The organism is Magnetococcales bacterium (assembly GCA_015232395.1).
Taxonomy (GTDB): domain Bacteria; phylum Pseudomonadota; class Magnetococcia; order Magnetococcales; family JADFZT01; genus JADFZT01.
Window position 1 is genome coordinate 1 of sequence record JADFZT010000029.1, and the last position, 22079, is coordinate 22079.

Consider the following 22079-nt stretch of genomic DNA (forward strand, 5'->3'; position numbering starts at 1 on the left):
GGGCCTACCCATGCTGGCATGGTACAAATCCGCAAACTGACTCTCCGGTATCATCCTCAATACCTGGGTGCGAAAAATGTGCGCCCAACTCCGCTCCAACTCTCCCAGGTGTTTCTCCGGCATCCAAAAGTGCGCCTCATCCATACTGATCTGCGGATCCATCGGTCGAAACATGGCATTCTATCCATTTGATATGATTAGAAAATTTCTGAAAAATCATACCATAAATCCAGGATCCAGGCACGGCATCACGTTTCCAAAAGAGCGACTTTTTGCGGGAGACTCATTCCGGGTCAACAAGAAAAACCACTGGATACATGTCTATTCCGCTGGCGGATTTACGTTGAAGCGATTACATCGAAAACGAGGATTGGAAGCCATCGAAGCGATCAATATCATTCCTCGCTATCAGGGTGCCATTGTCCATGATTGCTGGGCCTCCTATCTTTCGTATGACCATTGTGACCATGGTTTATGCGGTTCGCACCTGCTGAGGGAGCTGACCTTCATCATCGAGTCCAACAACTACCGCTGGGCCAAAAACATGAAACGCTTGCTCAAAGAGATCAGCCGGAAAGTGGCGAAACGTGACGCAAAACGTCTGAACGACGACGAACTGGCCAATCTGCAAAAGCGCTACCGCAACATCATGACACGCGGAGAAAAAGAGCTGCCCCCAATCCCCCAAAAACCCAAAGGAAAACGGGGGAAAATGGCCAAATCGGATGCCCATAACCTCTGGGAGCGCATGAAAAAGAATGAAGCGGCCGTCTTGCTCTTTGCGCGCGACCCCCATGTGGCATTCACAAATAATCGCGCCGAACGTGACCTCAGAATGGCCAAAGTGAAACAGAAAATCTCAGGCTGCTTCCGAACAGAGCAATATGCTCATGCCTATTGTCGGATCTCAAGTTACCTGCAAACCATGAGTCAACAGGGAGTCAACCCATTGATCGCCATTCAAATCGCTTTGGCTGGCAAAATCAAATAGGGGGAGAGCAGTTACCTTTTTTTGAAAGCTTGCCTGGAGGGGTTACTCTCCTTGAATTTTCGGGGAAAGAGAAACTGGAATTTCACTGACACGATTCCCCCCCACAGGCACGCTATCGTAGGCCTCCCGAGCCAGCTCAAACTCCGGATCAAAGTGGATCGCCTTGAAAAAAGCTTCCCTGGCCTCCTCGAAACGATCTTTGCTCAGATATTCCAACCCCAAAGCAAACGCCGCATAGGCGTCCCAATTTTTGGTGTGGATTTTTTTGACCGATTTGGGGAAGGTTTTGATCTCCAGATCGGCCAATATTTCGTAGACAATCTCCTTTTCCAGCTCATAAAATTTAAGCAACCCTCCCACCGCTTCCTGCACCCCACGCACCTCTTCTGCGATGACATCCGCCACCACCGTGTTGATGGCATATTCGCTATCGGTATAGTCGCTGCCGGAAACAAACGTACTCACCTGACCCGTCACCACATGGCCCGCTCCCATGATCCGCCCCACTCTCAAACGGGTGGCCGGATCCGTCAGGCCTGAGCTGGAGAGGGCTAGCTCATCCAGCAAAAATTGCATCTTATCCCGCTCAACGATCTGCAACTCCGGCACCCGGGAAAGATCCGCCATCACGAACGCAGCCAGCGCCTGGTTGAATGGCTTCGGCTTGCTTGCCCCCCCGAACGCAGCAGAAGTAAAAATGTTGCTGAAGGGTAATACGGCAATGACCCGGGCATTGGGTGGGGTGTTGCTGAGGTTTTTTTCCGAGGCGGCGGCTTCCCGGGCGTAGCGTTTGGCCTCTTCCCTTCTGAGGAGGGTCAGCCAACCCCGCAGATGAGGGGCGATGGGGTGGTTGGTGAGTTGTGGCAGTATCTCTTGCCAGGCAGCAATTGTTCCGGGCAAATCCCCTTTGGCAAGCTGCTTTTCCCCTTGTTGATATCGCTCTGAAACCGATGCTGGCAGCGGTGGAATTTTTTCAAGGGGGAGGGGGGGTGGTGCTTCGACGCTTTTGCACGCAACCAGTATGATCGTCAGCAATCCGATCACGCCAACCTGAACGATGGTTTTCATCACGATGGCTTTCATAAAGAGTGCCCTCTATCGGGTTTTGCCGGGTTGGATGAATTTACCCGGAATCATCTTTTCATCCCCTCTCTCCATTTCATTTCTTCCGCCAAACTCTCCTCACCAGACGATATCCCTCATAAAGGGCGACCATCGCCAGAATATGGAGAAGGGGCTTCAAGGGGATGGCGTAGCGGGGCAGGGGGAGGGTCACCATGTGCAGGGCAGTAACATACATCAGTAGCAGGCTCATCAAGCGGGGGGCGATCAACCTTTCTGCCACGTTTTGCTTTTGAACTTCAGTTCCTGCTTGATGCTGATCCTGCATTCCTGCCGGATCCTGAGCTTCTCTCCAAACCATGAAACCCGACGGCAGCCAGACAATCAGGAGCCCCACCCCTCCCAAAATCACCAGGGGCCAATGGAGGAGGTGCATCAGCTGATGGCTGGCCTTGAAAAAAGGCTCGGTAGCATAGGGGGTGCGGGTGACGGGATAGATGAGGGCATCCCCAGCCCCTTGCACCATGTTCCACGACCAGAGCTGAATAGGCTTGCCGATAAAAAACCAGTAACCATGCCGTGCCGGTTCGTTTGAAAAGCGCCGTTGGATCTCCCCAAGCACCGCCCCCATATCCCCTTCCAGGCGGGGATAGTCTGGATCAAAGTGATAGGGATAGCCAAAGGTTTGAGGGTTTTCCTGATACATCATGCCAGGATAGATGCCGTGGGCCATGTGTCGGGTGAGGGCAGCTGCCCGGGAGTGGCCCAAATCATGATATTTATTGCGGGCGATCCAAGGTGCAAAAAGCAAAACAATACCCAACAGCAGGATCAAGCCTCGGCGCTTTCTGGTGCCTGCATCAAAGAGCAACCACACCATACCAACCACAGGAACGCCATAAAGAAGCATCTCCGGGCGCACCAGGGTGGTGAAGCCCAAAAGAAGGCCACTTAAAAAAAACCACCCCCAACCACGGCTGGATTTCAGGCGACTGGCGACCCAAAAAAAGAGCACCAATAAAAAAGTAAACAGCGATTCTGTCAAAAGATAGTGATTGCCGGTCACCAGATGGGGGGAGAGGGCGGTGAGGAGAGCGGCGGCCAGAGCGGGCAGCGGGGGAGTGAAACGCAAGCAGGTAAAATAGACCAGCACCACGGCCAGGGCAGAGAGGAGCGCCTGGGCGAAGGTGATGTGTAAAAGTTGAGAGTTGATGGTGGGCAGGTCCAGAAAGGGATAGAGAAAAAGAGGGTATCCCGGTGAGCGGTGGGCGTCGGGTGGAGGTGGGGAGGCCGGATCGATCACCTCTCCTTCACCAGGGGGTGGAATGCCCAGACGGCGCAGATTGTGACCAGCCAGATATCGACCCAGGGGATCGGCAAAAAATTGATTTAAAAAGGCCTCGCCGCTCTCTGCACTTTTGGGTCGCTGCCCCACCCGACTCGAATAGATATCATGGTATTTGAGATTATAGGCGGAGAGATAATATTGCAGGGCATCCTTACGCAGAGGTGCAGAAACATCGGTTTTGAACACCGCGCCCAGACGCAGATGCAGGCCGATGGCGGTGATGGCAACGAGGGCCAGAATGAGCAACAAGCGGGTTGGGCAGTTTGACCTGGAGGGTGTGGGGTGACTCATGGTGGGCCTCCACTCATTTGGGGCTGTCGCCTTGGGCCTTGAGTTTGAGATAGCGTTTCAGGCCATCCAGGTTGGAGCGAAAACCGAGCCGGGGGGAGAAGCGGATGTTTTCTTCTCCAAAACAATTAAGCCAGCAGCCGGGGCACTCTCCAGCCACCATCTGTTGTCGGGTGTTGCGGGCTGCTTTGGAAAACCAGATCTCATCGATGGATTGTTGAAACACATTACCGTAGGGCTTGGTGTGGTGACAAAAAAAAGTATCGCCGTTGATGGCGATGTTGGCCCGTAAAAATCCCACCCGACAGGGGAGAGGAAAATATTTATCGGTGAGATAATAGTCCGGAATCCGCTTGAGATATTCCACCGAGCTTTTAATGTGGGCATGGCTCTTCTTGAGCTGAATTATCTCCCCGATGCGTTCTTGAAGGATTCCTTCCCGGGCCAGGCGTTGCAATTCGTTTTGAATGGCCTCCTCTTCCTGAAAAAAGGCCTCATAGGCGGTAAAACGGACTTCGACGCCCTGTTCCCGGGTGAAGTGGACCATTTCGGTCAGCTGATCGAGATTGGCTGGCAGGATCACCGCGCCGAGACCGATATTATGGTATCCCGCCTCTTGAAGGTGGGAGATCGCCTTTTTGATTTTGCTGGCCCCTTTGGGCACGCCTCGGATCTCCTGATAGGTTTCGTCCCGGATGGAGTCGATGCCGATGGAGATGGAGAGAGGTTGGATCTCTTGGGCCACGAAGGTGGCCCAGCTGGGATTCGACAGGGCCAAGGCGTTGGTGTTGAGGATGATCTCAAAGCCTTTTTTCTTGGTATAACTCAGGATTTCCCGAATTTCCGGATGGGTGAAGATTTCTCCTGCTGCCACATAGTTGATCAGAGTAACGTTCCAGTTGACCAGATCGTCCAGCAGAGGGCGCAGGCGCTCAAAGGAAAAACGTTCGCCACTGGTTCGCCAGCAGTCACACATGTTGCATTGCGAATTGCAATTTTCGGTCAGATCAATGGAAATCGATACGGGTTTGAAGGGAGACCATCCGGAAGGCCCCAGAAGGGGAACGGAGAGGGTTCGGATGATTTCTTTTAAAATATTCATGGCTTTATAAAAAAACACCCGGGTTTGCGAAAGGGGGGCGATTGTTGGAGGATCCTGGGGTTTTGCATTTTGCCACCTCAGGGTCACGCCACTTTAAATCAACATGCACCATTTCCCGGAGGGAGGCAATCCCGGAGGCGAGAGGGTTTCGGGGTGATTGTGTTGCAATTTATTACAAAATAATCCTTTATGGAAACATCTCTGAAACGTCAGTTCCTTATATTTTTCAGTAACATTTCTCTCTTGATCCCAAGGGGGTTCAATCCCAAGACCCCCGGCGCCAGCGGCTAGCCAACTCTCATCCCCCCCGATGGGCAGCCGCTGGCGTTTTTTTTGCACTTTTCCAGAAAATATGTTGGATTGAATGGCAGGGTCTTGATCCCTGGCAGTTGCGTTGCCCAGACACAATCCGTGCCTCAGCTGGTTGGACCGTTCTCTGGGCAGAGACGGGCCTGGAGGGTATCGTTGGGCTGTTTTCAGCAGGCATGGGTCTGGCCCTGTTGGTTGACAGTGTGTTGAAAAAACTGAAGAAAGATGGATTGATATGAATTTTTTGCGTGGCTGGGAAGAAAAACGCCGCTTGCGCTCTTTGAGTGCCTTTCTCAACATGCCCCTCAAGGAGACCACCTTTGAGGAAGTGTGGATCGACCAACTCGACGGCCCTCGGGTCTATGCCCATCTCCATCGTCCCAAGGAGGCCGGAAACTATCCCGGGGTGATCATGATTCCCGGTGGTGGCAGCGCTGGTACGGATTATGACCGGGGAGCCTTTATCCGGGCCAGTGAGTTGGCGGCTCTTGGGTTTCTCACCCTTCACTATGACCCGTCCGGCCGGGGTCTGACCGGTGGCGAGGAGGGCCATTGGGGGGTTGCCCACCAGCGAGAGTTGAGTCGGATGATTGACCATCTCAGCACTCATCCAGAGCTTTCCCGGGCCGGCATCTCTCTCTTTTCCATCTCCATCGGCATCACCATCGCCACTGGCTGCCTCTCCCGGTTTCCCAACCCTCTGGTAAAATGTCTCTTCGACTGGGAAGGCCCCTCCAACCGCACTATCACCACCAAAAACGACAGTCACCCGCCATTGCAAGATTATCCCTGCAAAAACAATGAATTTTGGGGTGAACGGGAGGCTGTGCGTTATATTGGTGACCTCTCCTGTGGCTATTTCCGCTATCAGGCTGAGCTGGATCATGTGCAGGGGGAATCCAAAGAGCATGCCGTAGAGTTGATCAATGGTGCCCTCGATGGAAAAGCCCTCTGGACCCGCTGCAACGACAACCCCGAAGGGATTCGGTTGGACTCTTCCCGATTGAGCGATTATCGCTGGGTATCCCGGAAAGACAATCATAACGGAATGATTCTTAAGTATTTTCTTGAAGCTCAGGCCAGATGAATGAGGAGGGGAGATTCCTGAGGGGCTTGCAACGGGCGCTTTAGGGATCAAGAGCGCTTAGGTGTTTTACCAAAAAAAACTGTGAGCTGGCCTGCGAATCTGGTCCACGAAAGAGCGTGTTCCACCTATACTCATCAAACGCCTGTTCCGGGCACCTTCCCTGTTTTCCGCCGTATCCCTTCTTTTTTTTCGATAAATCATCACATTTATCCAGTCCGCCTCAGCCAGAGAACGGGGCATCTAGGGGATGGAGCCGCCAAAAGGTCTGTCGTTATCCTCTCTTGTCCAAAAATCCGGCAGGGACCTTCCACAGAGTCAAAAAAAAGGCCATTTTTTCCCGGTTCTGTCAAAAATGGCGGCACCTGACTGATAGGGGGGTAGCTCTGGATGGACCTCTGCTTGACTTCGGTAAAGTTTTTTCTAACGATTGGAAAGTCATGATATCTGTTTGTTTTATAGTGAAAAATTTATAATAAATTCGTTTATTCCGGTCTGCTGAAAAGGAGTTTGGAGTTGTCGTTTTGGTTTTTGGTATGAAACGTGCATTAACTTTAGGCAAGACATTATCGTTGCTTCAAAACAGTGTCCCAACCGGAACCCGAGACTCTCTCTAAGCGAGCGGACAACCGGATCAGGGAAAAAAACGAACTAAGGAGAAACGAGATGGAAGCTCTACATATCGATTTGCTGGAAAACGGTTATAGCCTGTATGACCAGGAAGAAAACGACTACGTTTTTGAGGGCATCAAGGATTTTGATTTGGCCTGGGAGCTCTATGAACTCCTTCTTGGCGAAAAAGAGGCGGACGAACCCATTCATCCTGCTGTGATGTCGCTGGGTGGATTTGGGCAAGGGGTTGAGGTTGCCACGGCCCAGGCCGCCTGATAGCGGATTTGTCATTTATCTCGAACGAACAGGCATTCGGCGACTCCTCCCACGTCTCTCCCTAGCCGAATGCCCCAAGCGCCTCCCCGTGATGGGGAGGCCATGAACACCTCCCTCTGCCCACCGGGTGCTGCATTGGCCTGGATGGGCTTTTTTTTTGGGAGATCGGTGGGAGGGTCATTTTGTTGAATATACGCCGATTGGTAGACCTTTTTTTGGCGAGATGAAAAGAGGGAATTTTGCTCTGACTGGCCCAAAGTGGGTCATTTTTGGTTTTGGCTGTATGAAGTATCAAAAAATCAGTCTATTATAGCGTTTCCGGAAGAAATTATTTTTGGCTTTCGATGGTTTTTGCTGGGGTTGAGGAGAGCTTGACGGGGAGGAGCCGGTATTTTGGAATTGACGGTTTTTCCCGACTGTTATAAATCTTTCCTGTTGACCGCTCCCTCCAGGGTGATGAAACATCTACCCCTTCAGGGTGCGTTCCTCAAGCTTGCAACACAAACTCTCCGAGAAGGGGGGCTTGAGTCCAAGGTTCAACCCTTGTTGACCGATCGAACGAGTAGGGGGGGGGTGGATGGCCAAGGTAATCATCAAATTCAAAGGGGTGATTCGGGGGGAAGTGACCCTCTCGAAAACCGCCACTGCCATTGGACGTACCCAGGAGAACGAAATCACCCTGGAAAATTTGGCAGTTTCCCGCTCCCATGCCATCATCATGCGCAAGGGAGAGCAGTTTGTGTTGGAGGATCTGGAAAGCCGTAACGGCACCTACGTCAACGGCAAACGCATCCATAACCATCCGCTTAATGATGGTGACTCCATCCTGGTCGGCAAACATAATTTGCTGTTTGTCGATAAAAGCCAGGAGGAGTTGGCGAATAGTGATACCACTCCGGCCTCCAACATTCACATCAACACCGCCGACGATGATGTGACCTTCCGGCGGGATATGCCTGAAGATTTTGAGCCCGAGGTCGTCGAGAAATCTCCGGCACCAGCCATGCCGGAATCACCCGAGGAAGATATATCAGCCACCAGCCCCACCCTCATGACCCAAATCGATACCCCTGAAATAGAGGCCTATCTCGCTGTGGTTAAAGGGGATCTCAGTCGTACCAAATATCACCTCACCAACTCGGTCACCTCCATCGGCAAGGACGACAATGCCGAAATTCGATTGACCGGGCTTTTTACGCCTCGACTTGTCGGAGTGATTCATCGGCGCAAAGAGGGATATTTTTTGGCCCCCGTAGGCAGAGGGATCAAACTCAACGACGTGACCATCGCTGGCAAGCAAAAGCTGATGGATGGCAACGTCATCAAGTATAAGGATTTTACGTTCCGTTTTAAGATCAAAGCCTGACAGGGGATCATTCAGGGAGCCTGACAGGCGGAAAATTCAGGCCCACAAGCCTGTGTCAGGTTAACACTGTACCCAGGGTAAGCCCCGAAATCGCCAACCATTGATGCTGGATCGGTGGTGATGTTGGTCCCGGTCTCCTTCAAACCCTTCCAGGACGTTGTACACCTTCTGGAAACCGGCTTCGAGCAAAAAGTTGCCTGCATCAATGGAGCGGTGGCCCGAGCGGCAGATGAGCACAACCGGCTGATCCTTGCGGGCGGCCAGGGAGACCTCCTTGAGAAAATCGGGGTTGAGTTCAAAATCCGGGGCATCCTGCCAGGGAATATTGATAACCCCTGGGGGGTTGCCGACAAAAAAGTGTTCGATCTCAGAACGGATGTCCACAAACACCACATCTTCCCTCTGGACCAGTTTCCATGTCTCTTCAGGGTTGATTTGATGTAGATTGGGATGAATCTGGCTATGGGGGGCCGAGGAGACCATGGAGGTGCCTTTGTTTGGGGTTGAATTAAACCTGGATCCGGCAGTTGGGCATGCACATGATCTGCATTCTCTTGATCCGTCAGGTAAATTTGGGAAAAACCTCACGACCAATCAGGTCGCCACGATTTTCCCCAATTCACGATACGAACCCATATGCGACAGCCGCTGCACAGGCCCAACCCCCGGATCCAGGTTAAACCGAGTGGCTGAATGGTACCCCTGCCAAGAGTGGAGGCCAAGTTTAATTACAGCCTTTGACAAGTGGTTGGCTGGACTTGGAGAAGTGGCTCGTTGTAATAATGGTGGGTGGTGGAGAGGGCAGACGCAATCGGCTGCCTGGTATCCACTGAAAATTCATTCAGGAACAAACCCTCTTCCTGTTTTCCTGCGATGATATTGAAGAAGTCAAAAAAAGGTGTGCGTGCAGTCTCGGGTCCCAAGGTTGGTGAGGGGCGACGCCGTAGCGTCAAGTCTGGCCTCCTGGAAAATCAGAAGATTGCCAAGCGGGTCCGCAAAACACCTCTGGCAACGGCCAAAGCCCCCCGGACCACCACCAACACCAAGGAAGCTCCCCCCGCCGCCAGGCGGGCTGCAGCCCCACGCCCCACAACAGCCCCGACCTCCCGGTTCCCCTGGAACAGAGTGCTGGAAGGGGGCTTTTTCGTGGTGGCCGGGCTTGCCATGGGCGTGCAAAAAATTTTTTCGATTCTGGGGGGCTGGCTACGGGGCGGATATGAAGAGATTGAGGATCTCTGGAAGTCCCGGGGGAACACCTCCATAGAGGAATCCGGGGAACGCATGGAGCCGGAACTGGAGATGGCAGAAGCTGAACGCCTGGAGCCGGATCTGGGGATGGAAGAGGAGGAAGAGTGGGAAGGGGGATTCGAGCCGTTGAAAGAGGATATCGAATCCGCCAAAATGGCTGTTCTGGATGAAGAGGAAGTCGGCCTGCCTCAAGAGGAGCTGGAAGATCAGGCAGCACGGCTGAGGGCCATGCTGACGGATTCACCCGATTCGGATACCCACTCCTGACCCGATTCGGATACCCACTCCTGTAAGGTAGTCAGCCTGACTCCTGAAGGCCTAGGTATGTGATCCAAACTGGGGTGCCAGGGGTTGTGATCCATTGGAGCACTCGGGGTTGTGAGGTGAAACAATGTCAGGACAGGCGTTTCATTGGCCGCGTTACGAGTTGTGTTACGGGGTAGTATCTGCCGGTATACCACCCAAAATTGCCGCCAGGGTATGCTTGTGGATATCAGTAGGCTGTCAAGTAGCGTTGTTTTTTCTGTGCTGACAACGATTATCCGCCCTCCAGCGGTATTTTCCAGGTTGGCATAAAATGTGTTTCTTTTTTTGATATCAGACAAAGGGTATGGCATGGGGTGTTGGGATCTCCTGCCATCTTTTTTTTCCCCAACGAATACTTTGGCGTGGCTGCCTTCTCAGGCAATGGGCGGTACGTAGTTGATGGGATTTCATGGGTTCGAATAAATATCATGAGGCCCTCCCGGCCGGATCCACACTCCTCTGGTACGAGATCCTTGACGTACTGGGAAAAGGGGGGTTTGGTATCACCTACCTGGGCCGGGACACCAACCTGAACCAAAAGGTGGCCATCAAGGAGTATCTTCCTTCCGGAATCGCCAACCGGCAGGGCGGCGCTACCGTGCGCCCAAACTCTCCCTCCAACGCCAAAATGTTCGAATGGGGTCTGGACCGCTTCCTCAAGGAAGCCCAGATTCTGGCCCGCTTCAAACACTCCAGCATCGTCCGGGTACAAAGCTTTTTCCGGGATTCCAATACCGCCTACATGGTGATGGAATATGAAGAGGGAGAAGCGCTGGATACGGTCTTGAAACGACGCAAGACCATGCCCGAAGAGGAAATCAAAAAAATCCTCCCCCAGCTTCTTGACGGCTTGGAAATTCTCCACAATTCCGATTATATCCACCGGGATTTGAAGCCACCGAATATTTTGATCCGTCGTAACGGCAGCGCGGTCATTCTTGATTTTGGCTCTGCCCGGCAAGCGGTGGCTGGTGCTGCTGACCAGATGACCAGTCTTTTGAGTCTCGGCTACTCTCCCTTCGAGCAATATGACTCCTCTGGCAATCGTCAGGGGCCCTGGTCGGACATCTATGCCCTGGGTGGCGTACTCTATCGGGCGGTGACCGGTCAAAAGCCGATGGATGCCGCCATTCGCATTGCCAGCCGACTGCGCAACGAACCAGACCCCATGAAAAGCGCCGAGTCTCTCAGAGAGGGGCGCTATTCCATCGGTTTTTTGCGAGCCATCGACAGAGCCCTCATGGTGTTGGAGACCGAACGGCCCCAATCGGTTGCGGCCTGGCGACCCATGCTTGGGGGAATGGTGAGCATATCACCGTCCAAGCCCAAAGAGAAAAAAGCTCCCCCACCGGCAGAAAAGCAGCCAGAAAAGCCAGCTGAAAAACCGGCAGAAAAACCGGCCAAACCGGTCGCCAGGAAGGCCAAACCAGCAGCCAAAAAGAAGAGCCCTCGGGACAAAAAGAGCAGCTGGCGCAGCTTTATCGCCTCCATCGGAGACTTTGGGCCCCAAGGGGCACCCCCCAAAAAAGCCCAGAAGAGCAAACCCAAGCCACCGCCGAAAAAAGTCCCGGAACCCGAAAAAATACCCGAGGCCAAAGCGGTCGAACCGGCTGCTATCCCGTCAGAGACCAGCCGAAAGCGCTCCCTTCACAAGCAGGCTTCCTCCAAGGATATCCTCAACCCCAAGCTTCTGGACGCTTGGCAGGAGGGTCTGACCAAGATGGAGTTTGTCTGGGTTCCCGGGGGAACCTTCATGATGGGCAGCCCCAAAGGGGAGCCCGGGCGCAAAGCAGACGAAGGCCCCCTTCACGAAGTAACCATAGACGGCTTTTGGATGGGCCGCTATCCCGTTACCTGGAAACAGTGGCGCCGGGTGATGGGAGACTATCCCCCGGGACTCTATGATCCCGCCAAGGATCACCACCCGGTGGAGCGGGTGCTGTGGGATGATACCCAAAAATTTTTACGGCAATATATGCGCCTCCTGGGGCCAAAATATTATTTCCGGCTCCCCACTGAGGCGGAGTGGGAATTTGCGGCACGGGCAGGCTCCAGGGCGGCATTCTTTTTTGGCTCCAGCCTGGAAGAGCTGCCTGATTATGCCTGGGTAAAGGAAAATTCTGATGGCCAAAGCCATCCCGTCGGCATGAAAGAGCCCAACGATTGGGGGCTCTATGATATGATCGGGAACGTTTGGGAGTGGACTGAGGATTGGTATTGTGAGGATTATTATACCCGCAGCCCCAAGGAAAACCCCCGGGGAGCGGCTTACGGAGATGTGAAGGTACGCCGTGGGGGAAGTTGGCGCAGCTATCCGGCTGCCTGCCGTTTGGCCCATCGTAACCGGGTCTCAGCTTCTTCAAACAGTAATGCTCTGGGGTTTCGATTGGTGCGTGCTGTGGAAAAAACCGAAGAAGAGGGCGACGAATAGCGAGTAGATTCAACCAGCTGAAGGAGGTGAGTGTGGATAGTGTCATTCCAATTTAGAAGGGCACACACTCTCTCTGCGATATACCATTTCCCCAGTGAACACGCGTAGAATATGGTGGGATGTGCGAATCGCATCAATCAAGACTTGTTGGGCTGTTTTAATCTGGAACGACTATAGATCCAGCAGCGTAGGGCTTTTTGTAGCGTGGAGGTGATCCAATCCGTTGCAATCAGACTGAACCGAATTTTTAATAAAGTCGACTTTTTGGTGGAGATCTCTGCCTCCCAGCGGTTTATGAGCGTGCAAGCAACTATAAAATTGGCAGATATTCCGGCCCCTACAGGGTCAAGAACTGCCAGCAGCACTACGCCTCCTCATCCAACTCTTCTTCCTCTTCCTCTTCCTCTTCCTCACCCTCATCCATCTCCTCCAAATCAAAATTGAGCCCCAAGCCCGCATCGGTTACCCGTGCGACAAAACAGGGGAAGGAGACGTCAAACTCCTCCTCTTGCTCTTTTTTCTTCAGTTTGATTTGGGCAACCCCCCCATCCCCGGACTGCAGGTTTTGAGGGCGACCGTCGGTGTGGAGAAAAGCTCCCCCCAAACTGACATCCGTGGTGTGACCCTGGTAGATGGTGCCGTTATCCGCGTGGAACTCCAATGCGGTGATATAGGGCATCCGGTCTTCGCTTCGGGTGACATTGAGTTCCGGCTTGGCCATCGTGTTGGAGTCGGAACCGCTCTCCTCGGTCATGGTCCGCTACCTCTGGGTGGTGGGAAGGTGGCTGCACCATCCTCCCGGAAAAAGAAAATTGACGAGATATCTGGAACTCTAAATCTTTTTTGAGTCACCGGCAACTCTGAGAAGGGCCTGTTTGAACGGGTTTTCTTCGAAAGCGGATTTTTTTGAGAAGATTCCGCTTTGCCGGAAGATTTTACCGGATCAGGGGGGCCGCTTACGCCAAGCTTTTTTGGATGATTTCCACGACCCCACGAGAGAGATTCGGCCTTTCAGAAAGCTGTTGCAACGCGGCCCTCATTCCTCGTTGACGTTGGGGTTCAAATTGTCGCCAGTTGCTGATGCTTTTGCACAGAGAGGCCGCTACCTGGGGGTTCAGGGGATCGATGGTGAGTATCTGCTCGGTGAGAAAACGATAGCCGCTACCCGAAGGGGTATGGAAACGTACCGGATTGCCCCCACAAAAGGCCCCGATCAAGGCCCGAACCCGGTTGGGGTTTTTCAGGGTGAAGGCCGGATGGGAAAACAACGCCTGAACCCGTTGCAACGTCCCGGCCTGAGGAGAGGTCGCCTGAATGGTAAACCATTTGTCGAGCACCAGGGGATCTGCTTGCCAGCGGTCGTGGAATACGGCAAGCCCCGCTTCCCCTTCCTGGGTGCCGTGATGCACCAGAGGGGTGAGAGCCCCCAGAGCATCGGTCATGTTATCGGCCTGTTGAAATTGGGTCATGGCCAGTTGACGAAAGGATTCATGCTCCAAAACCAGTAAAAGATCCAGACAGAGATTTTTCAGGCTGCGTTGACCGGTCAAACTGGCATCATAGCGGTAGGGTTGGGGGGTGGTGTTGGCGTGATAGCTTGCCAGCAGAGGATCGGTCAGCTGTTGGGCCAGCTGGCGGCGCACATGGTTGCGGGCCCGATGAATCGCTTCTGGATGGCCGCTACCCTCCGGCATCAGGGAGAGTAGATATTTTTCTGCTGGCAGGGTCAGTGCCAGGGCGATCAGGCTTTTGTCGAGTTGGTCATCGGTCAGGGTTCGGCCAAAGGCTTCGATGAACGCCGAAGGGATGGGGGGGAATGCCTCCCTTTCATGGTCAGAGGCCAACCCCAGCACCATCCGGGTCATGAGTTCCTGTCCCACCTCCCAGCGGTTGAAGGGGTCCGGATCCCGGGACCACAGAAAGGTCAGCTCCTCTTCGCTCAGATCGCTTTTGAGGCGTACCGGTGCGGAAAAGCCCCGTAACAGAGAGGGAACCACCGGGGTGGGAATCCCTTGGAAGGTGAAGGTTTCCCGCTCTTTGCGAAGCTCCAAAACCCGGCTGGTACCGGTCGGTTGCGCCTCTCCTTGCAGCTGTAGGGGCATGGGGGTTCCCTGGCGGTCGAGGAGCCCCATGGCCAGGGGGATGTGAAAGGAGGCCTTCTCTGGCTGGCCCGGGGTGGGGGGGCAGCTTTGATCCACTGTCAGAGTGAGGGTTTGGCTCTTGGCATCGTGCTTGGAAGAGATCTCCAGCTCCGGCGTACCTGCCTGAGAATACCAGCGGCTGAATTGATCGAGATCCCGCCCGGTGGCATCAGCCATCGCTTGCAAAAAGGCCTCCACCGTCACTGCCTGGCCGTCGTGGCGCTCAAAATAGAGATCCATCCCCTTCCGAAATCCCTCCCAACCCAGGAGAGTCCGCACCATCCCCACCACCTCGGCCCCCTTGTTGTAGACGGTCACGGTGTAAAAATTATTGATCTCCATGTAGGCGTCCGGGCGTACCGGATGAGCGGTGGGACCGGCATCTTCGGGAAACTGATGGCTGCGCAGAAGGCGGACATCCTCAATGCGGCCAGCGGGACCGGACGAGAGCTCCTGGGAAAAAATCTGATCCCGAAAGACGGTGAGTCCCTCCTTGAGGCTCAACTGGAACCAATCCCGGCAAGTGATGCGGTTGCCGGTCCAGTTGTGGAGATATTCGTGGGCGATGACGCTTTCGATATATTCATAATCCTTGTCGGTGGCGGTTTGGGGGTGGGCCAGGACATATTTGGCGTTAAAAACATTGAGTCCCTTGTTTTCCATCGCCCCCATGTTGAAATCATTGACCGCCACGATCATGTAGATATCAAGATCATACTCCCGACCAAACCGCTCCTCCTCCCAGGTCATCGATTTTTTCAGGCTTTCCAGGGCGTGGTCACATTTTTGATGGTTTTCAGGATCCACATAGAGGCGCAGATCCACTTGCCGTCCAGAGCGGGTGGTAAATTGATCCCGGGCACAGAAGAGATCCCCGGCTACCAGGGCAAAGAGATAGGCGGGTTTGGGGAAAGGATCTTCCCAGGTGACAAAATGGCGCTCCCCATTCAGCTCACCCTCTTCGATGGGGTTGCCGTTGGAGAGCAGAATGGGGGCGCTTTTTTTGGGAGCGATGACGGTGGTGGTGAAACGGGCCAGTACGTCTGGCCGGTCGGGATAGTAGGTGATTTTGCGAAACCCTTCCGCTTCACACTGGGTGCAGAAGAGGCCGTTGACATAATAGAGCCCCTCCAGGGAGCTGTTGCCGGCTGGGTCAATGCGGGTTTCCAATTCCAGCTCGAAAGCCTCCGGAACCCGTTGGAGGGTGAGTTGATCGGGGGTGGCGGTATAGTCTGATGGTGAAAGCGCCCGGCCATCCATGTGAACGCTTTTCAGGTTCAGCCCACCACCGACCAGCTCCAAGGATTCGCCATCAACCCCATCCGGATTTCGCCTGAGCTTCATGCGTGCCAAAACCCGGGTTTGGCTCGGGTCCAGGTGAAAGGTGAGCGCCACCTCATCCACCAGAAAGGGAGGGGGGGTGTAATCCTTCAGATAGGTGACGGGATGGCCCATTGTCGGCTCCGATCATAAAAAAGGTGATTCCATGGCTATGGGGGTAGGTCATGGTGGCCATGGGATACATGGCGCCTCTGTGAAAATAGGGTATAGCTCAAGAAATACAAGGCTTGCAGAGGGGAATGGTCGTGGGAAAGGCGAGTCAGGTGGCCGGATGGTTGGATTTGCCCAGGAGATTTATAAAGTGGCTGATCCCTTCCACCGGCAGGCTCAAGGCTTGGGGGTGGGCGGTGAGAGCGGCTTTGGGCATGTCGTTGACAAGAGAGGTGGTGGGGGTTTGCACCAGCAGAGGAAAGCCGTTGGCATGAAAGGAGCGGGCAGCATGGGTGCCATCGGAGCCGGAACCGGAGAGCATCACCCCCACTGGGCAACAGGCCTCCATCACCGCAGATTGAAAAAGGGCATCCACTGAAGGGTGGGGGCCGAATCCGGGTTGATATTGAATGTGAAGAGCCAGATGACCACCGATGTTGCGCCGTACGATACCGCTCAGATTATCTGGAATAAAGGTGACTGTGCCCGGTTCCAGCATCATCCCCGGTTCACCCAATCTGATGGATTGGTGGGTCTGTTTTCGGAGATAGTGGACTAAATTTCCAATCCCGCCACCCGTCAGTTTTTGCGCCACAACGATGGGGAAAGGCAATCCTTCAAGCTTTCGGAGCAGCTGGGGCAAAATGCCGAGACCACCATTTTCAGCACCGATGACCACCAGATCCACCGATTCCTCAATGGTATCGATGGCTTTGATCACAGAGTCTGAGGGGTGGGAAGAGCGGTTTTTTGCCAAGTAGGCCTGGGGGTGGGTCAGGCCGCCATTTCCGTGTTTTTTTTCCCCACTGCCAGGAAGTCCCCGCTCAGCCCAAAAGCGGACTTTACCCGCCAACTCTGCATGCATCCCATCGGCGTCCATGGTTTTTTGTGAAAAAGGCCAAGCCAGATAATCTACGGCACCCACCTCCAGGGCTTTCATGGGATCGGTCATATCGTTGCCTGGGAGGCTGTTGATCAACAAAATGGGGCGGGGATACATTTCGAGCAATTCACGGGTGATTCGGACGCCATCCATCTGGGGGGTGTCTATCCCCAAGGCGATGACATCGGGTTCCAACCGGGAAATCTCTTCCAGGGGAATCCTGCCATTGGCTTTCAGACTACTCACCTGGATGTCGGTTTCGAACTTGAGGAGATTGTGGGTAAAGACCCGCATATAACCAGGTCGATCAATGATCAAAAGCTTGATCATGGTTATTGAGAGAGAGGCCGCTTGGAATGTGTGGAGGGGTGTCTCTGCTTGGGGTTCATGGGCCACTCTCCTTCAGGTGATGGGCATTCCCACCGAAATCACCCAGCTTTCCGGGAGGAGAGTTGAGAGAGGGTGTCCGATTCAACCTGTGGTGTTTCCGGCGATAACCCGTCGTGTCGGCAGTTTGAAGTTACGGGCCGGGAGAGAAGGAAGAGGATGGGGGGAGGGGGGGACCATCCCCTTAAGCCATCTGCTCCCAGCCCGGGGCAAATGAATGCCCCGTCAGATAAAATGTAACAACTGCTGTTCGTATCAAACATGCTCCGGTAGGAAGGTATTGGCCAGTCAAAAACCGTTATCTTCACACCGGTTTGGATTTAAGGTACCAAGGGCTGGATGGTAAAAGGGGGGGGGTGCCATGCCAGCCCTTGGTGGGGACCGTAAGGATCTTACGGTCGTCCTTTGGAATATCCTTGAATGTTGTGTTTCTTCCTTGAGACATCCTTGTGTGTTGTTGCTTCAACTCATCCGTGACTTGCCATAACCTATTCCAGGATTCGTGCCAAGTTTGAAGTTGCAAACAAAACCATTTAAATTCAAATAGATGTGGCTTGACAAGGAGAGCGAAGGCTTGGGAAGGGGGTGAAAAAAAATAGTCCGATTTCCCTGGGAAGGAAAGTTTTTTTTACGGAACCATCTGGAAAAACAAATGGATGTATGGGGGGTGGAGAAAATTTTTACACGAATGAAAAATCACCCCCCCCCTCAGGCACTATTTTTCCATTTTGCGCAATTTATAGTTGAGAGCCTGGCGGGATATCCCCAGCAGGGCGGCGGCTACGCTCTTGTTTCCTTTGGAGCGTTTGATCGCTTCTTCCACCAGGAGCCCTTCAGCTTCTTTCAAGGTGGGGAGACGCCCTTGGGAAAAATGGCACAGGGGGGCTTCGGGTTGACTGGGCAGGGATCTTTGGGCGGTGGGTTCGAGAATGGCCTCCCGAAAGGTTTTCAGGGAGAGGCTGCCGGTTTGATGCTGGGCCAGGGCATCGAAGACCAAAGCCCTCAGCTCCCGAATGTTGCCGGGAAAATCATAAACGTTCAAAAGCTGAAACAGCTCTTCAGGGAGGGGCGGGATGGTTTTTTCCATGGTTTGGGCGGCTTCCTGGAAAAAATGATTGACCAGCAGGGGAATATCCTCCTTGCGATCCCGTAGGGGCGGGAGACGAATTTGATGGGCTGAGAGACGAAAAAAGAGATCGGGCCGAAATTGCCCTTCGTTCATCATTTTTTTTAAATCACGATTGGTGGCACAGAGGATCCGGGCATCGGTCTTTAGATAGCCATCGGCCCCAAGGGGGAAATATTTTCGTTCCTGTAAAAGCCGCAGAAGTTTTACCTGGGAGGATTGTTTGAGATCGCCGATCTCATCCAGGAACAGGGAGCCCCCAGCCGCCTGAGCGATCAACCCCTCCCGATTTTCCGTGGCCCCGGTAAAGGCCCCTTTCCGATGGCCGAAGAGGGTGTCGGAAAACATGGTGTCGTCGAGACCAGCGACGTTGAGGGCTACCAGTTTGCCGGAGCGGCCACTCAAGGTGTGGAGGGCTTCCACCATCGACTCCTTGCCCACCCCGGTTTCCCCAAAAACCAATACCGGCTCGTTGGAACCGGCAACCGCTTCAGTATAGCGGAAGAGGGTCTTCATCCCTTGGCTCTGGGTGAGAATATTGGCAAAAGCCTCTTCATGCTCCAAGCGGTCTGAAAAGAGGCAGTCGGTGAGGGCGCCGACCTTTTTTCGCAGGGTGCGCACTTCAAGCCCCCGGGAGATGGCCGAGATAAAACGATTCTCTTCTACCGGTTTGACCAGATAGTCAAAAGCCCCGTCTTTCATGCAGCTGACAGCCATTTCCACTTCATAGGTGGCGGTCATCACGATGACCGGCACTTCCGGAAACCGTTCCACAATCCGGGGCAGGAGTTCCGCACCGTTGATGTGGGGCATCACCAGATCGAGTACGATGGCTCCAACCTCCTTATTTTCCATCATCTCAATCAGATTGCGACCATCCTCCAACGTGATCACCGGCCCGATACCGTTGGCCCGCAATAAGAGTGCGGAGCTGAAAAGCACCTCGGCTTCATCATCTACCAAAATGACCGGGAGAGGTTTGGGTGAGCGGGACGCCATGAAACTCTCCTAGGCCTCTTTGATCATCCGGGGAAGCCGGATGGTGACCGTTGTGCCACGGTTGGGCTCGGATTCAAATTTCATGGTTCCCTCATGATTACGGACAATGGTGTGGGAGATGGAAAGGCCCAGGCCGGTGCCATCGACATCGGCCTTGGTGGTGAAAAATGGATCGGTCACCTTGCGTAAATTTTCCTGGCTGATGCCTTCTCCCTGATCCTGGATGGTGACCAGAGCCATCTCGTGGGAATCATCCATGCTGGCCGTCACCAACACCTGTCGGCTTCTATCGGGCAGGGCTTGCAGGGCATTTAAAATAACATTAATGAAAAGTTGTTCCAGCTGTAGGGCATTCCCCCGTACTTTGATGGGGCTTTCCGGGACAGTCATGACAAATTGATCAGTCCATTTGGTGATTTGATTTTGCAGAATGGAAATCGCTCCCCGGAGAACTTCCGGCAAATCCACCTCCTGATTGAGTTCCCCCTTGTCCTGGCGGCTCATATGCTTGAGGTTGCCGACGATGTGTTTGATCCGTTGGCAGCTTTTGCGGCTGCCGTCATAGAGCCTGGGGATGGTGGTGAGTGCCTCATCAGCCGGGATCCCACCCAGATAAAACATTCCCTCCTCGATCAGGGCTTTTTTCAAGAAGGGGATGACATCGTTCCACATGTCAGACAGCAGGGTCAGATTAAACTGGATGGCGTTGTTGGGGTTGTTGATTTCGTGGGCCACCCCGGCTGCCAGAACGCCCAGGGAGGCCAGGCGGGCGTTGCGCAGGGCTTGGGCCTGAAGGATGCGTTTTTCAGTGACGTTGGTGCAGACCATCATCACTGAATCCACCTCTCCCTGATGGCTGAAGGGCACCAGCCGGGCTTCCCACCAGGCATTCTCTCCAGTGGAAAATTGGAAGGCATCCGGCTGGCCGTTGTCAAAGGCCTTTTGCACCCCCCGTTGGTAACGGCTTTGATGGACCTGTGGAAGCTCTTCCAGGGGGCATTTTTCCGGTGAGCGGTTGCGAAACAGCACCTTACCGGCCCGGTTGACGGTGGTGATGATATCCGGGGAGTGTTCAAAGAGGGTGCGTAGTTTGGCTTCGGAGGCTTTCAGGCCCAATTCGGCCTGTTTGCGTTGGGTGACGTCGTCGTAGATGGCGACGATTTCACCGCTGGGCAGTTTGTAGACGACATTTTCCACCCACATGGCCAGACGTCCGTCCTGATAGTGGGAGGCGGGATGATAGGCGGTGGTACCGGTTTGATAAACTTGTTGAAAGACAGCCAGCAGCCCCAGTTCCCGAATCCCTGGAAAGGCCTCGGTTACCAACCGGCCCACCACCTCATCTTTGGATGTTTGGGTGATTTTCCCCGCAGCGGCGTTAAAATCGATAAAACGAAAGTCAGCACCATCCCCGACTGATTCATAGACCGCCACGCCACTGTTGAGCGCATCGAACAGAGCCCGGTAGCGCCGTTCGTTTTCTATGATCGCCTTTTCAGTTTTTTTCCGTTGGGTGATATCCCGGAAAATGCCCTGAATAAGCACCTGCCCCTGGAAATGGATGGCGCGGCCCTTGATATCTACGGCAATTTGATGGCCATCCTTGTGAATGACAACCCCATCCTGAAGAAACCCCTGACCGGCTTCACAGATGTTTTGAAATTCCGCAGCGGCCCGCTCCAGCTCTTCCCCTTCGGGATGGAGGTGGTGAAAGGTGAGGCTGCTAAATTCTTCCTGGCTGTAGCCCAGGAGTTTTTCAGCCTGATTGTTCGCCTCCAGCAGGTAACCGGATGGATCCGCAAGCAGAATGGCATCGGCGGAGTCGTTCATCAGGATACGATATTTTTTTTCGGACTGTTGCAGCGCCTCTTCTGATTTGAGACGTTCATCCATCTGTCCTTCCAAAATCCGATTGGTTTCGTTCAGGGTCAGGTTGGCTTTTTCGAGAATCGCCCGATTTTCCCGTTCCTGCTGGACCAACATGGGATCCAGGGCCAACTTTTTCACCGTAAACCAGACTGCGGATCCCAAAAGGATGATGAAGATGGCAAAGATCTCTACCAGCCCCCGGGAAAGATAAGAGAGAATCCGCTCGGTGCCGGAAAGATCCAGCTGGAGATAAAGATCCAGGTAGAGCCCGTCATTGAGATGAATGCGCTCCACAAGCCGCAACGTATTGTCAGGCTTTTTTTTCCGGGAATAGTGCATCAGTTCCGCTTGATTCCAGGAAACAGCCCTGAGAGAGGCGATGTGTTGGTTGTGACGGGCGATGTTATTCAAAAAGACCGCAGCGGAGGAAAAATCCCCTTTAATCAGGCTTTCCCGCAGGGAAGAGCTGATCAGGTCGAGTTCGACCTGGTGGTGAAATCGGGCCTGTTTTTTCAGGAGGGATTGCTGCTGGTAATAGACCGCCCAGATGGCCAGCGAGGAGAGAATAAGGAGAATGACAAAGAGGGCCAGGGGGAATCGCCCTTGGGATTTGCTTGAGGATGGGGAAAAGGTCTCCTTTTCGTTTGGTGTGGTCATGAGGCCGCTCTTTTACCCAGGGTAGAAGCCAAACGGTGGCCAAAGTGCTGCCACGGTTGGGGAAGAGTAAAATCAACAGCTGACAGGGGAGAGTGTGGAAGGA

15 protein-coding genes are annotated in these 22079 nt (G+C 53.7%); 6 read left to right on the top strand and 9 right to left on the bottom strand.

Features of this window, described 5'->3' with window-relative positions; genetic code table 11:
• Window positions 1-172 precede the first annotated feature (172 nt).
• Window positions 173-991: a transposase gene (locus tag HQL52_09900; GenBank protein MBF0369757.1), complete on the top strand. Its 819-nt coding sequence runs from the start codon at window positions 173-175 to the stop codon at window positions 989-991.
• Window positions 992-1033: 42 nt separating this feature from the next.
• Here HQL52_09900 and HQL52_09905 read toward each other — a convergent pair whose 3' ends face one another.
• The 3 genes from HQL52_09905 to HQL52_09915 form a co-directional block, all read right to left on the bottom strand.
• Complete coding sequence (locus HQL52_09905) at window positions 1034-2074, bottom strand: hypothetical protein (protein ID MBF0369758.1); 1041 nt, start codon at window positions 2072-2074, stop codon at window positions 1034-1036.
• Window positions 2075-2150: 76 nt separating this feature from the next.
• Complete coding sequence (locus HQL52_09910) at window positions 2151-3692, bottom strand: glycosyltransferase family 39 protein (GenBank protein ID MBF0369759.1); 1542 nt, start codon at window positions 3690-3692, stop codon at window positions 2151-2153.
• Between the two features lie 13 nt (window positions 3693-3705).
• Window positions 3706-4791 (bottom strand): radical SAM protein, encoded by a 1086-nt coding sequence (locus HQL52_09915; GenBank protein MBF0369760.1) that lies wholly within the window; start codon window positions 4789-4791, stop codon window positions 3706-3708.
• A 544-nt stretch (window positions 4792-5335) separates the two neighbouring features.
• On the opposite strand from HQL52_09915, the gene HQL52_09920 reads away from it, so the two are divergent.
• The 3 genes from HQL52_09920 (at window position 5336) to HQL52_09930 (ending at window position 8438) form a co-directional block, all read left to right on the top strand.
• Window positions 5336-6187, top strand: a complete 852-nt coding sequence (locus HQL52_09920) for a hypothetical protein (protein ID MBF0369761.1) — start codon at window positions 5336-5338, stop codon at window positions 6185-6187.
• A 663-nt stretch (window positions 6188-6850) separates the two neighbouring features.
• Entirely contained in the window at window positions 6851-7072 is a 222-nt protein-coding gene (locus HQL52_09925; protein ID MBF0369762.1) for a hypothetical protein, read from the top strand.
• A gap of 577 nt (window positions 7073-7649) precedes the next feature.
• Complete coding sequence (locus HQL52_09930) at window positions 7650-8438, top strand: FHA domain-containing protein (GenBank protein MBF0369763.1); 789 nt, start codon at window positions 7650-7652, stop codon at window positions 8436-8438.
• 60 nt (window positions 8439-8498) lie between these two features.
• Here HQL52_09930 and HQL52_09935 read toward each other — a convergent pair whose 3' ends face one another.
• The gene (locus tag HQL52_09935; protein MBF0369764.1) at window positions 8499-8921 is read right to left on the bottom strand and encodes a rhodanese-like domain-containing protein; all 423 of its coding nucleotides are present in this window, start codon (window positions 8919-8921) and stop codon (window positions 8499-8501) included.
• A 417-nt stretch (window positions 8922-9338) separates the two neighbouring features.
• Here HQL52_09935 and HQL52_09940 point away from each other — a divergent pair, with 417 nt between their 5' ends.
• Together HQL52_09940 and HQL52_09945 are read left to right on the top strand one after the other, a co-directional pair.
• Window positions 9339-9953, top strand: coding sequence for a hypothetical protein (locus HQL52_09940; GenBank protein MBF0369765.1), 615 nt, complete (start codon window positions 9339-9341; stop codon window positions 9951-9953).
• 448 nt (window positions 9954-10401) lie between these two features.
• The gene (locus HQL52_09945) at window positions 10402-12423 is read left to right on the top strand and encodes an SUMF1/EgtB/PvdO family nonheme iron enzyme (protein ID MBF0369766.1); all 2022 of its coding nucleotides are present in this window, start codon (window positions 10402-10404) and stop codon (window positions 12421-12423) included.
• Between the two features lie 364 nt (window positions 12424-12787).
• Here HQL52_09945 and HQL52_09950 read toward each other — a convergent pair whose 3' ends face one another.
• From HQL52_09950 to HQL52_09970, 5 genes are all read right to left on the bottom strand, one after another.
• Window positions 12788-13177, bottom strand: a complete 390-nt coding sequence (locus HQL52_09950) for a PilZ domain-containing protein (GenBank protein ID MBF0369767.1) — start codon at window positions 13175-13177, stop codon at window positions 12788-12790.
• A gap of 202 nt (window positions 13178-13379) precedes the next feature.
• Window positions 13380-16019, bottom strand: a complete 2640-nt coding sequence (gene pepN / locus HQL52_09955) for an aminopeptidase N (GenBank protein ID MBF0369768.1) — start codon at window positions 16017-16019, stop codon at window positions 13380-13382.
• 145 nt (window positions 16020-16164) lie between these two features.
• Window positions 16165-17334 (bottom strand): response regulator, encoded by a 1170-nt coding sequence (locus tag HQL52_09960; GenBank protein ID MBF0369769.1) that lies wholly within the window; start codon window positions 17332-17334, stop codon window positions 16165-16167.
• 706 nt (window positions 17335-18040) lie between these two features.
• Entirely contained in the window at window positions 18041-19450 is a 1410-nt protein-coding gene (locus HQL52_09965; protein ID MBF0369770.1) for a sigma-54-dependent Fis family transcriptional regulator, read from the bottom strand.
• A 9-nt stretch (window positions 19451-19459) separates the two neighbouring features.
• Window positions 19460-21976, bottom strand: coding sequence for a PAS domain S-box protein (locus tag HQL52_09970; GenBank protein ID MBF0369771.1), 2517 nt, complete (start codon window positions 21974-21976; stop codon window positions 19460-19462).
• Window positions 21977-22079: the final 103 nt, after the last annotated feature.